The 16,897-nt window shown below is 31.6% G+C and carries 8 protein-coding genes; 4 read left to right on the top strand and 4 right to left on the bottom strand.

Features of this window, described 5'->3' with window-relative positions:
* The first annotated feature begins 3 nt into the window (after positions 1-3).
* From AC2H4K_RS03200 to AC2H4K_RS03215, 4 genes are read left to right on the top strand one after another with little or no spacing between them, the layout of a single operon-like run.
* Positions 4-2,100, top strand: coding sequence for a CHAT domain-containing protein (locus AC2H4K_RS03200; protein WP_493742814.1), 2,097 nt, complete (start codon positions 4-6; stop codon positions 2,098-2,100).
* Positions 2,101-2,114: 14 nt separating this feature from the next.
* A complete protein-coding gene (locus tag AC2H4K_RS03205; RefSeq protein ID WP_281138274.1) occupies positions 2,115-5,108 on the top strand; it encodes a caspase family protein in 2,994 nt (997 codons plus the stop codon).
* Positions 5,105-6,778, top strand: a complete 1,674-nt coding sequence (locus tag AC2H4K_RS03210; RefSeq protein WP_281138275.1) for a DUF6531 domain-containing protein — start codon at positions 5,105-5,107, stop codon at positions 6,776-6,778. Before AC2H4K_RS03205 ends, AC2H4K_RS03210 begins: the two co-directional genes overlap by 4 nt.
* 60 nt (positions 6,779-6,838) lie before the next feature.
* Positions 6,839-9,829, top strand: coding sequence for a caspase family protein (locus AC2H4K_RS03215; RefSeq protein ID WP_493742815.1), 2,991 nt, complete (start codon positions 6,839-6,841; stop codon positions 9,827-9,829).
* Position 9,830: 1 nt separating this feature from the next.
* On the opposite strand, the gene AC2H4K_RS03220 is transcribed toward AC2H4K_RS03215, so the two are convergent.
* Genes AC2H4K_RS03220 through AC2H4K_RS03235 form a run of 4 tightly spaced genes read right to left on the bottom strand, consistent with a single transcriptional unit; the run spans position 9,831 to position 16,766 of the window.
* On the bottom strand, positions 9,831-13,943 hold the full coding sequence (locus AC2H4K_RS03220) for a caspase family protein (RefSeq protein ID WP_281138277.1): 4,113 nt from the start codon (positions 13,941-13,943) through the stop codon (positions 9,831-9,833).
* Between the two features lies 1 nt (position 13,944).
* On the bottom strand, positions 13,945-14,718 hold the full coding sequence (locus AC2H4K_RS03225; RefSeq protein WP_281138278.1) for a hypothetical protein: 774 nt from the start codon (positions 14,716-14,718) through the stop codon (positions 13,945-13,947).
* Entirely contained in the window at positions 14,697-15,860 is a 1,164-nt protein-coding gene (locus AC2H4K_RS03230; protein WP_281138279.1) for a CHASE2 domain-containing protein, read from the bottom strand. The genes AC2H4K_RS03225 and AC2H4K_RS03230 overlap by 22 nt, the downstream gene beginning before the upstream one ends.
* 6 nt (positions 15,861-15,866) lie before the next feature.
* Entirely contained in the window at positions 15,867-16,766 is a 900-nt protein-coding gene (locus tag AC2H4K_RS03235) for a hypothetical protein (RefSeq protein WP_281138280.1), read from the bottom strand.
* Between the last annotated feature and the right edge of the window lie 131 nt (positions 16,767-16,897).

The following is a 16,897-nucleotide window of genomic DNA, read 5'->3' on the forward strand; positions in this document are numbered from 1 at the left end:
CATATGCCAACCAAAGCTATTTTTTTGCTATGCTTTTTATTTAATCTGTCTTTAATATTTTGCCAGTCAAATGAAGCTCAGCTTCAAAAGGAATTTGACCTTCAAATTGAAACTATTAATCAGCTCGCGCAAGCCGGAAATATCAACGAAGCTATTGAGAAAGCAAAATCAACTAAAGAATTTGCGTTTAATAATTTCAAAACATCAAATTATAATCAGAAAACAATTCTTTACAAGCTTAATTTTTTCTATCGCTACATTAAAAATTCTGAAGAGGAACTCGCCACTAATATTGAGCTCAATAAGTTAAGAGAAAATGACTTAATAGCAGAGTCTTCCTCATTTCAAAACTCTTTAAAAGAATTAATCTCTTTTTATAACCACACAAGTAATCCTAGAGAAGTAATTCCTGTTTTTACGCAAGCTAATGAACATTTAAATAATCACATTAAGGATGCTTTAAAACAACGTTTCGAAGACGAAAAATCACTATTTCTGGACAAAAACATAAAACCTTATTTTAATTTATTTCAGTCTTTTGCGTATAAAACCGATTACAAGTATCAAGTTTTCAACAATGTACTACTAAACAACACCTTACTTATAAAAGGTGCTCTTTTAAATTCTTCTAAAGATATTCTTAAAACATTAAAAACGCTAAATGATGATTTAATCTCTAAGAAGATAGAAATTTATCGTGATGAAAAAGACTTTATATCGTTACAACTATGTTTGCCAGAAAACCAAAGACACTCAGATTTAGCAACACGCCAAGAGCGATTAAGAGGTTTAGAATCTGAATTAATTTCTATTTATAGACAAAAATTTCAAGATCAAAGAGAAAATCCAATCAATTGGAGACGAACTCAACTTACCGAAAATGAGATTGCCGTAGAGTTTACACACTTTAAATACTATAACAAAAAGTGGACAGATAGCATTATCTATGTTGCCGAAGTCTTTAAGAAAGATTGGAGATATCCTAAGATTATTCCTCTTTTTGAAGAGGCTCAGCTAAAGCAAATTCTGAGTCAAAAATCAGCAACACAGATCTATCAATCCAGAGGATCTCAAGGCAGAAAAACCAATGCCACCAATTATGCAAAAGAGATATACAATCTTATAATTACACCTATTGAACCTTTACTAAAAAACAATAAGGCTATTTATTTTTCACCAGACGGTATACTGCATCAAATTGCGTTTGCGGCATTAAAATCAGAAACTGGAAAACTTTTGATTGAAGATTTTGAGCTTATACAAGTTAGCAATTCTACAGTAATTAAAAGAGAAAAGAATGAACCTCTGCCTAAAAATATTCTACTCATAGGTGGAGTCAATTATGATTTTGATGTCGATAAAAATGTTTCAATTTCTGATGAAAAAAAGGGCTATTTGGATATGCCAACATTTAGCAAAAGTAAATCTACAACCAACAGAAACTCTACTTGGCCATACCTACAAGGTACGCAAGACGAAATTGATAATTTAGAAAAACTATTCAACTCTAAAGCTAAACAGTGTAAGGTATTGAATGGTGATACAGCTACAGAAAACGCCTTAAAAAACCTGAGTTCAAATAGCCCAAACATCCTTCATATTGCAACCCATGGTTTCTTTTTTGAAGACCTTGATAATAAAGACTTAATTGAAGAAAACCAAACCCAATACCAACACTCTGAGAATCCACTTTTAAGGTCTGGCTTGCTTTTTGCTCATGCTAATTATGCTTGGTTAAATGGACACAACAGCTTTGAAGATGAAGATGGAATTTTGACAGCTCTTGAAATTTCGAATTTAGATCTATCACAAACAGATTTGGTAGTATTAAGCGCCTGTGAAACCGGTTTAGGAGATATAAAAGGTAATGAAGGCGTTTATGGATTACAACGTGCTTTTAAGATGGCTGGTGTAGATATGATTATAATGAGTCTTTGGGAAGTTCCAGATGTTGAAACCGCTGAGTTTATGAATCTGTTATACACCAACTGGCTCGAAGGACAAAACATAAGAGAAGCGTTTAGAAACACACAGTTATCTATGTCCAAGAAATATGAAGATAATCCAGAAAAATGGGCTGCTTTTGTACTTTTAGAATAAATTAGAGTGCTCTAATGAAATTTAAGATAACCTACATATTATTCTTTTTCACACTTCTTGGTCTTGCCCAAGATGGTGCTCGCGGTTCACAAGGAACAGCTGTAGCGTCGGCTAACTCTGGTGTAAAACGCGCTTTGGTCATAGGCATTTCAAAATACAAAGCATCTGAGCTCAATCTAAATTATGCTGATAAGGATGCCGAACTATTTAGGGATTATCTTATAAAAATAGATTCCATTCCTGAAAAAAACCTTACCTATCTTACTAATGAAGATGCCACCTCATTTAATATTTCTAATGCACTTTCAAAACTTATAGAGAACACTAATGAAGGTGATAAAGTTTATTTGTTTTTTGCTGGTCATGGCGATGTTGTAGACCAAGATAGTGTTGAAGAAAAAATTGGCTTTTTACTCGCTCACGATGTTAACAAAGAGCGTGAATATTACGGCACGCAAGGTGTTGTTCCTTTTAAAGACATTAACACCACTGTAAATTCAATCGCTAATAAAAACGCCAAAATTGTATTGGTTTTAGACGCCTGTAAATCGGGATTTTTATATCTCGATGGTAGTCAGAGGAATTTAGAAACCATAAACAATACCTTTGAAAATTCCACAAAGCTTCTCAGCTGTAAGCCTAATCAACTTTCTTATGAATCTTCAAACGAAACCAGCAACATTGGTCAAGGCTTTTTCACTTACTATTTAGTACTTGGATTAATGGGTGCTGCCGATAACTTGGTACAAGATTTCAACTTACAGTCTTTTGAACTTCAATCATTTTTAGATACCAATGTTGCTGCTGCTACGGCCAACAAACAATCACCTGTTGTAAAAACTACGAAGTCTACCGAAATTCTCAAGAAAGTAAATATCACCGACAAATCTGATGCTTTACTTCAAATTCAGAATTCTACAGCTATAAAAACACTTTTAGCCAATAGAAATGACACTTATAATGCAGAATCGACATTTAAAGACAATGATGGAATTATAGAAAAATTCAATAAAGCATTACAATCCAAAAACTATTATGGTTCAGAATCTAGTGCTCAAGAAATTATAAAAAATGCTGAAAGTGATAATTCTACTTCAGAAGAATTGGTTCAAAATTTAAAAGATAATCTCGTCAATGCACTTTCGCTTGAAGCACAAACATTAATTAATACCTACATCAGTAATAGCAAAAATTTACCTAGTGGAAATGTATTCTTAGAAAATGCTAAATACTTAGATATCTGCTTATCCTACATGAATGAAAATGACTTTATGTATGATCGGTTTTTGTGTAGTAAATTATTTTTAGAAGCTTACTCTACTATTAAACTACAGCGTTTCGATAAATACAACGAAGCCAAAGAAAAACTTCAATCTGCTCTTAAAATAGAACAAAAAGCAGCATATATTTATAATGCTTTAGGCATTATAATGAATGATTTGGAATATTATGAAGAGGCTTTTAAAAATTATCAAAAGGCTAATGAGTTAATACCTACTTGGTCCTTTCCTTTAAATAATATTGGTTCTAACTATTTAGACATTAATAATTACGAAAACGCAATTGATTTTTACACCAAAGCAAGCAAAATGAAGTTTGCACAAAAAATGTCTTACAACAATATTGGTGTAGTTTACGATCGTATGGGAAGGTTTAAGGATTCTGAAACTTTCTATCTTAAAGTGGGTGAAGTTGATGGTGATTTCTTAGATATTACACTAAGAAACTTAGCTAAGGTCTATAACAGCAGAGGTAATCTTAAACAAGCATATGACTATTTTGAGAAGGCCTATCAACAAGACTCTACAAATATTACAACTTTAACTGAATATGGTGAATTTTTAATTGATGAGGCATTAAATCCTGCTCGAGGAGAATTATTAGTCAATAGAGCCATTGAACTAGCACCATATCAATCTGATGGTTATAGAGAATTAGCAGACTGTTACAGAAGATTTAAAAGGGAAACTAAATTTTACCTTAAAGCAGATAGTTTATACCAAAAAGCAATTGAGCTGAATCCTCACGATACTTGGGCTTATGCCGGACGCGCTTGGAACTATAAGAAACTAGATAAAAACAATGAAGAAATTGAACAGCAATTTCTGAAAGGCATAAAAGCCAATCCACAAAAAGCAAGTGCTTATTACTACTTGGGTAATTATTATCCTGAAGATGATAAGAAAGAAGAATTTTATAAAAAAGCTATTGCGCAAGATTCATTTTATATGCCAGCATATAAAAGTTTAGTGAAAGTTTATAACGATAACAAAACATATACTGAATCGCTTTCACTCTTAGAGGGTGTTACACGTTGGAACTCTAAATCACCTGACATCTACAACTTAATAGGAAACACCTATTTTGAACAAAATGATTTTCAAAATGCTACGATAAACTATCAAAAAGCCATCACTCTAGATTCTACATATGCTAATGGCTTGGTAAACCTTGCCTATTGCGAACTAAAAAATAAAAATTACGAAAGTTCTTTTCAATATTTTCTTAAGAGTTTTAAGGCTAATCCTTACAAGTTAAAACTTAATGATTATGCACAATACTTTTTATTTGAAGCAAGAACCTCTAAAGACGATAAACTGAAATTATACGAGCTAGCCTACAAGCTAGAAAGTAATGCTGAAACCAGATATCTTTTAGCTAAACACTATTATCTTAATGATAAATCAGATTTGGCTGAAACTTTATTAGCAAATGTAAATCTTCAAGAATTGAGTAGATCGTGGAGAATTCAATATTTAAAGCTCATGATACTTTTAAATTTTGAAAGTGAATCCACAAAAAAAGCCAATCAGTTAAATGAAGAACTAAAAAAAGTCAATCCTAAGAAGGATAAAATTTTAAATGTTCTATTGCTCTACTTCAATAAAGACAAAAAAGAAGCCAAAGAGGCTATAAAAAATATTAATCCTTATTTTTTAAAGGATAAACAACTGCTTAAAAACTATAATTCAACAATTGTAGAAATCATAAAATCCCTAAGGTTATGAAAACTAAATTTTCCCTTTGTCTCATTTTTTTAATCACCTTTAATCTTTTTGCTGGTGTCAATCTCAAAAATGGCAATTTTTACATTTCTTACACTGATCTTTTAACCAAACATGTTCAATTTGTGTTTGGTGACTTTTCAAGGACATATAATTCTAAATCCATTAAAACCGGATTATTTGGTTACGGTTGGGGAACAAAATGGGAAACAGAACTGTACTTTTTTCCTGATGGTTATATTTCCGTACACGAATATGGTGCTGGTGGTAAATCTGCTTTTAATTCAGACTTAGTTTCAACTGAGAGTATTCAAATGATGGTAGACATTATCATCGATACAAAGTTAGAGCACGGTTTACTAGACAACAACCCTTCTGCCATATTAAAACTTCAGAACAAGCTTACGGACATGATGGATGTAAGACATGCCGAATGGCTAAACCTCAAAAAAGAAAATAAATTAGATTTTGAACAAGAACTTATTGACGGCTTAGTATTTGATGGCTTTTCTAGAGGAAATCAAAAAATTACGATTACCAACAATGGTTTTGAACGTATTAGCATCTCTGACCAAACAAAAGAATTCTTCGATATTAATGGTAGATTGATAAAGTACACTGATAACAACGGCCTTTATACAGAAATTAAATACGTTGATGATAAAATCACCCAAATGATTTGCAGCGATGGAAATGTAATTTATTTTAAAACCAATGATAATGGCTATATCATTGAAGCAAGATTAGAAGATAATGTTTCAACATATAAGTATGATGGAGACAACCTAGTCTACAACAAAGATGGTGGTGGTAATCAATACGCTTATGAATATGACAATATTCATAATCTCACCAGAATCATTTATAATCCCGTGCGTTTTAAAGGTGAAGCAATAGACGCTATGACAATTACCTATGAAGACCGAACGTATTATTGTTCTAGCATTACCGATAGAGATGGAAAAACTGTAAACTACGAATATAAAAAGTACTTTAATGAAGATGGAACTGAGGATCCCGATCATTATTCTACAACAGTGATAAAAGATGATTATTATGGTAATAAAGCCAAAAGTGAATATGAATACTTTATTAAAGTAGGTGCTAGTGGTAATCGCTATACGCACCAGATCATTACAACAATTCAAGGTATTACAACAAATACAACCTACGATGAGCAATGTGGAAATCCCATAAAAATCATAAAAGGTCGTAGAGAAACAGATTTTAAATACAATAACCGTTGTAGATTAATTAGAAAAACTTCAAATTATGGAGATGATATAGAAATGAAATATCATCCTACACTAGAAAAATTGACCTATGTTAGAAATGATCAAGGTGAATTCAATTTTGAATACAATACTAAAGGCAACTTACTTAAAGCTTCTAAAAGTAATGGAGATACTGTTGAGATGGAATATCTAGACAATGGTAAAATATCCAAAATGGTCTCTAATGATGAAACTTTACTTTTTAAGTATAATGCCATGGGAAAACCAATTGCTATAGAAATTGAAGGTGAAGGAAAAATCGATGTCACTTACGATAAATATGGCGAAATAGAGCGTGTAGATAGTGAAGATGGACATTCAATGGCTTTAAAGGTTACGCAAGCATTTCAAAACTTGTTAGCTATTGTTAAACCTTCAGGTGTCAATTTAGGCATGTAATATTAGTCATACATTAAATTTGTATCTTAACACTACGATTGTCAATTGAATTTTATTCCAATGAAACACATTTTACTTTCATTTTTACTTTTATCAGTATGCGTAGGAACTGCCCAAGACGGTGAACGTGGTTCTAGAGCTAGCTCAGTAGAAAATACTGCAGAAGGTGAAAAACGTGCCATAATCATTGGTGTTTCAAACTATAAAGAAGAAGCTCTAAAACTCAATTATGCAGATAATGATGCTTTGCTTTTTAAAAACTATTTAAGTCTTGCTGAAAAATTACCACAAGAAAACATAAGCCTTCTTATCAATGAAGATGCCGTAGCTTTAAATGTTGTTCAACAATTCAAAAAGCTATTATCAAAAATTGAAGATGGAGACACTACATATATTTATTTTGCAGGTCATGGTGATGTTGTGGACGATTTTGGTGAGAAAGAAGGCTTCCTACTTACGGCAGACGCTAATGCCAATCAAGAGTATTATTCTGGTGGAGTAATTCCTCTAGCCCTACTCAATAAAATTATAAGTAGCTATACTAATAAAGGCTCTAAAGTGATATTGATTTTAGATGCATGTAGATCGGGTTTTGTTTTTGAAGAAGGCACTCAAAAAAATATGGGGACCATTCAAGCTATGTTTGAAAATTCAACTAAAATCCTAAGCTGTGGCTCTAACGAGTTGTCTTACGAAAGTGGTGATTTAAATCACGGATACTTTACATATTATTTGGTTAAAGGTCTCACAGGAAATGCAGATAGCAATACTGATAATTCAATTATATATCGTGAAATAGATGACTATTTGTACGATAATGTTTCTGCTACAGTTTCAACTAAATTCAAGAAAAACCAAACACCTGTAGTTCGTACAAAAAATGATAGAGCAATCTATAAAACTATAGAACCCAATCAGCCTACAATAGCTTTTGAGGTTATAAACTCAGATATTGAAAAAGATAAAACCTTAGCTTCAAGAGGTGTTTCTACTACAGATTTAAAAGATAAAACCGCTGGCTCAGTTATTAAAAAATTTAACGATGCCATTGAAAGAAAATCATACCACGGCAAATCTTCTAGTGCTTATGAAATCTATAAATCGGCTAAACAGACTAATCAATTATCCGAAGGTTTAGCTGAAAAAATGGAAAGCATCCTTTTAAAAAAATTGTCTGGTGATGCACAACAACTTATCAATAATTATATTGATGGTTACAAAACTTTGCCTTCAAGTAAATCATTTGTTGAACAAGCTAAAAATCTGGATGTTTGTTTAGAACTTATTGGTGAAGACGATTACCTCAGCAACCGTATTAAGTCAAGCAAATTGCTTTTAGAAGCTTATGCTATTATTAAAAGCAAAAACTATTCGAGATATAAGCTAGCTAAACGAAAGCTTAATTCTGCTTTACAATTAGAACCTAGAGCAGCTTACATACACAACGCCCTTGGCGTAGTCTATAATCAGGAAAAAACCTACGATAGCGCACATTACCACTTCAATAAAGCAAAATCTTTGATTGTTAGCTGGTCTCAACCCATAACCAATATCAGTGATAACTTTTTAGACCAATATAAATATGAAGATGCTAAAACTAACTTGAGCAATTCGCTTGGTACAAACGGTATTAATGCTAATTTAAAACTTGGTGAAATCAACGAAAAAGAAGGTAAATACAATATTGCTGAAGACTACTATTCTAAAGTTTTAGAACTCGATACCAATAATACCTTTGCTTTGCAGAAAATGAGCCATCTTCAAAAATTAAAAGGCAATAATAAAGCCTCATTAGATTGGTACAAAAAAGCTGTTAAGTCAGATTCTATAAATTCTATATTTGGCTTAGGTTTAGTGAACTATATACAAGAAAATAAGCTTTCTGATGAAGAAGGTGAAAAATTATTACTAAACGCTATAGACTATGAACCTGAATCGTCTATCTTATATTCTGAATATGCTGACTTTTTAAGATTAACTCAAACTAAACTTACACGGTTACGATTAGCAGATTCACTGTATAAAAAAGCTATAGAACTCAATCCATACAACACCAAAGCTTATGCTGGAAGTGGCTGGCTTCAAGATAAATTCAAAAAACTTTTAAAAGCTAAACAAGCTTTTGAAGATGGTATTGCTAAAAACCCTGAAAATCCTGAAAGCTATTTCTACTACGCCAATTTCTTAAAAGAACGTGCAAATACAGTTGAGGACGCAAAGGCTTTGTATTTAAGCTCCATTGAAAAAGATCATTTTTTTATTCCTGCTTACAATGAATTGATCAATCTCTACAACAGTGAAAATGCACAAGAAAAGTCATTAGAACTTTTAAATCGCATGATAAACAAACACCCAGAAACATTAGATTTTTATAATCTATTAGGGCAAACCTATTTTTCAAAAGGAGAATACAATAAAGCTATTGAAGCTTATAAAACAGCTTCAGATATAGACAAAACTTACACCAAAGGTTATAAATCTCTTGGATATAGTTCATTGAAAACAGACAATATTGATGCAGCGAAAACATATCTTATTACCGCAGCAGAAAATGATGCCAATGAGGACACCAAAAAAGAAATATCAGAGTTTATTCTCACTATGGCTAGAGATAAACAAAAATTTGGTAAGCCTGAACAGGTAAAACAACTATTTGAACTTGCCTTCACCATTGATAACTCGGCCAAAACGGCTATAGTCTATGCTGACTTTTTATATCTTAATAACGAAGCTATAAAGTCTATAGAAATTGCGCTTCCTGCCATGAGTAAAGAAAATACTAAAGCCGAAAACATTAGCTTATTGGAAGTTATGACAAAGGCTGCTATTGATGCAAACGCTATGGATAATGTGAAATACTATTATCAAAACTTAATAAATCTTGATAGCACTCCAGATGCACTTTTAACTTCTGTTTATTTCAGATTTATTGGTGATATGAATACAAGCATGACTTTCAGAAGACGTGTCGATCAAAACTTATTACGATCTAATAAATTAAAAGACCAGTATAGCCAAAATACTATTGACAAGTATATTTTACTAGATTAAACTACCACATTTTCAAATTAGAACTCGCATTGATTTCTCTCAAGTCTGGGAATTGTTTACCATTGGTAAGCTGCATTACTTGTTTTAAAAGTTCAGAAATATCATCTTGTGTAAGTTCAACGGATTTTTCTAAGGATTTTTCAGTTAAAATAATACTACCTCCTAATTTCTCTTTTAACAGATTAATGTAAGCACTCGTAAAAGCACCGTTTCCTAAAGCTTTATTTTCATAAGCTACATCACCTCCAGAAGACGCAGAAATAACCGTAATACCACTTTTAGACAAGAAGTCATCAAAGACATCAGACACCACATTAGACAACCTGAACTCTGGTTCTTTTTTTGTACTTCGCGATTTAGAACCACGCTGCCCAGAACCTTCTGTTACGCTATTGTTTGAACCTGATGAAACATCTAAAGTATTTCCAGAATGACAGGTATCCATAAGCAATAGCTTATTATTTGCTTTAGATTGATTAAGCGATTCAATAATGGTATTAAATGCTAAACCGTTTTTTGAAACATTATTAAAATCCATATCGTGTGGTGCGTAATAATAATTCAAATCGTTGTCCAAGACTCCATGGCCAGCAATAAAAAGCACAACTTGATCTTCTGGCTTGGCGTTTTTAAATACTTCCAGAATCGTTTTTTCTATAGATTTTGAAGTAGCTTTTTCGTTAACTAAATATTCAACTTTGGTACTTTTAAATGACGGTGATGTATGCTTAATAAAAATATCTTCAGTTGACATAAAACGTTCTTCAACAAGCGGTTCTCCTTCAAAAACATAATGCAATTGATTATCTACAATAGACAGTCCTTTTACGCTATCTGAAAACACCTTTTCATCCAATACATCTCCTTCTAAATTATATTTGATAATCTTGTATTTGAAATTTTCACCATGAGACTTAATCACAGAAAACGTTTTACCATCCTTAGCAATAGATAACTGATCTAAACTTTCAATTTTTGGGATTTTCAACTTGAGTGGTAGTTCATCTTTTAAGTCTAGATTTTTATAATATGAATTGCCATCTAAATCCGAATAAAGCAAATGTTTACCATTTGATGAAAGCGCTTTTAAATACACCAAATACACATTCGCTGAATCTATAGCTGTTCTTTCTGGTTTTATATTATAGATATCTGGATTAAATTGTATTTGAGTCGTATCCTTTTTTTGGAAATTACCCAAAGCCACAGTTACTAAATTATCTAAACCTGAAGCAGATGAAAGCTTGGCCCAACCATCGTTTTCTAATATTGTAAAATTATCCGTAGACATATATTCGTCGTCTTTTTTTATGGATAATTTTAATTTTTTGAACTTCTCAGTCTTAACATCATACTTGTAAAAATCGCCGTTATCCGACTTTACAACAAAGCTCTCATTATCTAATCCAGGAAAGAATATTGGGTCTACCGTATATGTATTTATAGTGACGTCTTCAGGAAAAGTGATGGCTGTAATTGTCTTGGTTTTAAAATTCCACAAGTAGTTTTCCTCGTAATTACTTTCTAACCATAAATGGCCATCAGCCGTTAAAGGCTCTAAATTAGAAAGGCTCTTATAACTTCCAAAATACTTGTTGATATCCGTCAACGGAGTATCGTCTCCATCTTTTAGTGTATAAGGATTTCCAAAGAATTTAGTCTTGTAATTTTGAAATGCTTCATCCGTTACAGTGCCATAAATTTTGGCAATATCAAAGGCATCTTTATCTGCGTAGGTGAGATTATAGGCATTTTGCTCGTAATCTGATACGCCTACAGAAAGCACATATAAATCTCCTTTTTTCTGCTCTACTGTCTTTGGAATTGAGTTTTCCTTTTCTATATCGACTTTAGTGTTTTCATAAAGATTTGCAGTTCTTAGACGTAAGGCTTCATCTAAAAGTTTTAAATATTCTGCATTTGGTTTTCCGATAGACTTCAACACTTCAGAAGGATTAAAGTAATCTTTTTCTAACGTCTGTATTGGAACAAGCTTTTTATCTTGAGTAGACACTATGTAATCTTCAGGATTTGTATTACTGAAATAGAAATTATCACTGTTTACAAAAACATGGCTGTCTTTATCTGGATGTATCATTTCTAATACTGACTTAAGTCCATTTACTGTGTAAATTTTAATCTTACCATTACTAAAACTTGCCATTAGTTTTGAACCGTCTTCATTAAGAGAAATCTTTTCTGGAAATTCTGAGAGTGGAAACTTATATATTTTTTCTCCTATAACTAAACCTATATTCTCTACAGACAATACCGTAACATCGCCTTTACTTGCTACATCAATAATATTTAAACAATCTAAAGTTTTTGTCTCTACAGTATTAGAATCCGAAATTGTAAATGTTAAGGTAGATTGGTTGCAGTTAAATGGATCTATTTGATAATATGAATTTGAAATCAAAAAATCACGATCACCATCAGCATAGATTTTATATCTCCCATCTTTTAATTCGGTTGAAAAAATAGTTTTTAGAGATTTTATGTCTTTTATAATAACTTCATTTTCATCTGAAATTAATAGCAGAAACTCACCATTTTTAGAAAACTTACCAAACTTATACTTTCCTTCTATTTTAGTAACAGTATCTCCGTTTAAGATGGCAAACTCTTGTGGATCTGTATGGCCGCCATTATAATATACTTCAATACTTAAAAGTAAATCTCCTGTAATTGAATTATAGTCTAGAATACTTCGTTGCCTAACTTCTTTATACGACAGTTCTTTCACCATATCATTTACAATATCGTATACAAAAAAGCCATACTTATTATCATATTGCGAGCCTTTTTTATATCCATAAAAAGGTTTTAATCCATTTTCTTTATCAAAAGCTATTTCGGTGCTCATATCTGAGTAACCGTGAGTAACTTCTAAATAATCATTATAACTTAATGTTCCGAATCTGTTATTGAAAGTTCCTGTTTCAAAATATTTTAATTGGTCGGCATAGAATGTTAAACTTAAGCTAGATTCTTTCAACGCTTTTCCGTAAATCAGCCAATTATTATTTGGTAAAAACATTCCTGAATAAAAAGCTCTTGTTTCCTTAGGAATACTACTAACAATACGTTCTTTATTATAATCAAAAACCGCGAAACGAGCTGAGCTTACAATATTCTTATGGTATTCTTCAAAAAACAATATTTCATCAGTACTTTTAAGATATACTGCTTGTGTAGATCCTTGAGCTGTTTTTGGATTTAAATCTTTAAAATTAAGACCTTCCTTTTCAAGAATTACAGGTTGAACAAATGAGTTATTTGCTGTTATTATAATTGTTTTTAAACCATCTCTTTCGGAGTGTGAAACGTTTATAAAGTTCGTATTAAAGTCAATATCATGAATAGATTTTGAAAAAGTTGCTGTACTAGAAAGGTTGTAAATTTCAAGTTTACCATTAGTATTGTTGGTTGTGATGGCAAACAATTGACCATCATCAAAAAATAAATCCTGAATTTTTAATGCCTCAGGAATGTCAATCTCCGTGATATTTTTATAATCATTACCTACTTGAAGAGACACACGTAATTGTTTTCCAATTTGCCCTTCTACCAAAGCCATAGTTTTAGTGATAGAGTCATAAGCAGCCATAGTTACTTGTGCCGCCACAAAATATCTATTAACCTTCTCGAATTTAATGTTATAGAGGTCAACAATATTTAACGATTTATCTGGATTAGTATCTTGAATAATTATGGCATCTTTTTGATTCCCAATAAACGCAACATTGGCTTGCATTTTTTGTAATACTTTCTGATCAAAAACACCAATACTGATTATAGAATCCTGACTTCCGTCGGTAAATGCCAATTTTTGATTTATTGTGAGTACTCTATCATCAAACAACAATTTCATGTCTGTAATAGGCAAACCTGAAGCCGGCTTTATGGTTTTTATAACACGTTTAGTTTCCGAATTGTAAGCTAGGATTTTTCCGGATTCGTCTGCTGTAAAAAAATAAGGATATGCATCTGATGCTACCACATTTGTAATCCTAGCTGAATGATAATCCCTAAGTTTAATATCTACATTAGAATCTTGAGCTCCGGATTTAAAAATTAATAGAACAGTAAAAAAAGTAATTATGTATTTCACTCTATTTACAAAGTCCATAAATTTCGCAAATTGTAGTTTCTATTTCGGCATCAGATAAGCCCAAGGCTTCCAAATCCGTTAACAATGCTGTATAGTTCTTTACTTGTTCAGCATATTGATTTCTACTAATCAATTCAAAACTGTAAAACGTAAGATTATCTAAACTTGGAAACTCTTCAGTAGTCACGGCCCATTCAAAAGTATTGTCTTCTGAGAAAAATGGTTGAGTTTTGTATAATGAGATTTGGTTTCCATTTGTTGCCAGTTTCAACATCTCATCTGTTTTTTTATTTCTGACAAATACATAATAGGAAGAATCTACTTCATTAGTTTTCCAACTAAAGGTTAGTTTTGATGAGGCCAGCATGACACTATCTTTTGGAAATTCCATTAAAATATCTCCTCTGAACACACCTCCGATTACGGTAGAACCTTCTTCTTTTTTGACAAACTCGTCCCAAATTACTTTAAAGTACTTCGAGGTTAAACTACCCGACTGTTGAGTCTTTAGCTTCAGGATATCCTTGAATTTAAATTGACCATTACTTTCAACTTTATAAGCTTCACCAGAAGCATTAATAGCCGTTAATTTTGAGGATGAATCTAGGATAAGGGTTTGGTTCTTATTAATAAACTTTCCTTTTGAGAGTGGTTGAAGTTTGTTAGTTGTTTTCGCATAAGCACTACCATTAAGTTTAAAAACACAGAGGCTATCCTGAGCTTTCAATAGAAATGTAAAACAGCAAAAAAACATTACAACAACTGACTTTTCCATTCGTATTTTTTATTGAGAAATATTACTAAATGCTCATAAAAATCTATCATTCCTATACCGAATAAAGGTAAAATGATGATAGGCATAATATTAACATATACATTAGCTTGAAGCATTAATAATGCCAGATATAACAGAATCACAGAAATAATTAGCTGCACAGCTTTCTCGGTTAAATCATAAATAAAGCTATTACGTTTATACAACTTCATAGAAAGAAGTACAGTAATATATGTAATTATAAAAGCTATAAGATATATGATAAAAGTAGATACTTTGGAGATGTAGTTTTTATTGATAAGCATATTCAAAATATTAGCATGAATAGCGACTCCATAAGTATCTGGAACAGCTCTACCGACCCAAGCCTTATTGAGAGGTGTAAAATGTTTGTCTTCTATATCATAAATTTCATTACCATTACCTAAATACCCAAAAATAACCACTGCGTCTTTTATTGCAGGAATCTCATCAGTATTCAAAACCTCATCAATGCTAAAGTTTAAAAAGACATCTTTATTACCAATGTAGTTTATTGGTAACGGTTCATTTAATTTTTTTAAAGCATATTCTTCATCTATATAACCAGCAGTTTTAGCAAGTTGTGAAGTAAAAGACAACTCTTGATTTTCTTTTTTAGCACCTAAAAAATCACGAATTACAGTGTTTTGTCCATTTAGGTTTAAGTTTATGAATCCTTTTTGTAAACCATTAACTTCAAAATAAGAGTGGTTAGTTACTGCGGAATCATTTTCGCGATAATACGCTGTTACTATATTGGGTGTATTAGCTAAAGTACTTTTTAAAATAGAGTCTGTAAATTGACTTTTTTGGTCTTTGAAGATAATATCTAAACCAATTGCTTTAGGATTTTGCTTTGAAACAACTTCAATTGCTTGCGCTAATTGAAACCGGTCTGCATGCTTAATATTAACTAATATAATATTAGAATTTACACGCTGATTATCTAGTCTCTCTGCATAATATATATCGGTAAACTTAAAGTCTTTAAAAGCCTTTTCAAAAGGATCTAAAATTGTAAGATTGATAAAAATAAAATATAAAAGTCCAGCGACCACAAAAGTCATTATGGTACATAAAAGTGCATCTTTGCTTAAAGAACTTTTATAAAAAAACCTCATTGAAAATTAGTTAGCGATTTTTTCAATTGCAGATGCTCCATCAGAAATAATAGCATCTTTGTTATCACTCAACATCGTTGGCAATTGATTAATATACTTGCTCTTATTGCCTTCATATTCATCTAATCTTACATTCACTTTAACTATTCCGTAATTCTCGTTCCCATCTATTTGCGTTGTAAACGGTATATCATAATACCACGGAGATAAAATTGGTTGTTTGATAAGATTATCTGCTCCATACTTCAAATTTTTGAAATCATATTCTTGCTCAATGAGTGTAGCGCTTTTAGGGGTTCCATCATCTCCTCTCCATTGTCCTTCAATAGATATTGAGATTTTAGCATTTAGATTTTCGTCTGTATAAACCTTAGTTTTAGAGAAGAAAATGCGCAATTCATTAAAGCTTAAACGTGTAATACTTGGATTTTCAGGATCACTAATAAGCTCTATTTTAGCATAAAAATTGAGTAAATCATCTTCTTCTAGTCTAATAACATCATCCAATTTTAGAGATTGAGCAGCACCACGAGATTTTGGCATGCTATTAAAATCTTCTTTTACTAAAGTCGTTATTCTTTCTTTCTCTGTAACATCATTAGGTTTCGAATATTTCTTGATTTCAATCTCTTTATAAGTTTTCTCAACCTCACCTAAATCTGTATTGTAATAATTATTGATAGACAATGATTGAGAATACGTATTTGTCAAAGATTTAGATGTTTTTTCTGCCAAATATGAAGCACCAAAAAACACTCCTTGCAAAACCGTTTCTATCATACCACCTCTAGTATCTGCACGTTTTAGGTTTACTACAAACTCTTCGTTAGATTTAATATTAGATTTTTGGTGTACACCACAGGAATAGGCTAAAACAGCCAATAGAATAAAGATTGTTTTTTTCATGATAGCAAGACTTAATATTTTACTAATTTATACAAAAAAGACAAAAACCGAACCGTTTTAGAATTTATAAAGAAAAAGGCAAAGTATTTCCTGAAATTATTTCAGTTACTCTGCCTTAAAAACCAATCTAA

The sequence above is a fragment of the Winogradskyella sp. 266wxhm genome (assembly GCF_058964685.1).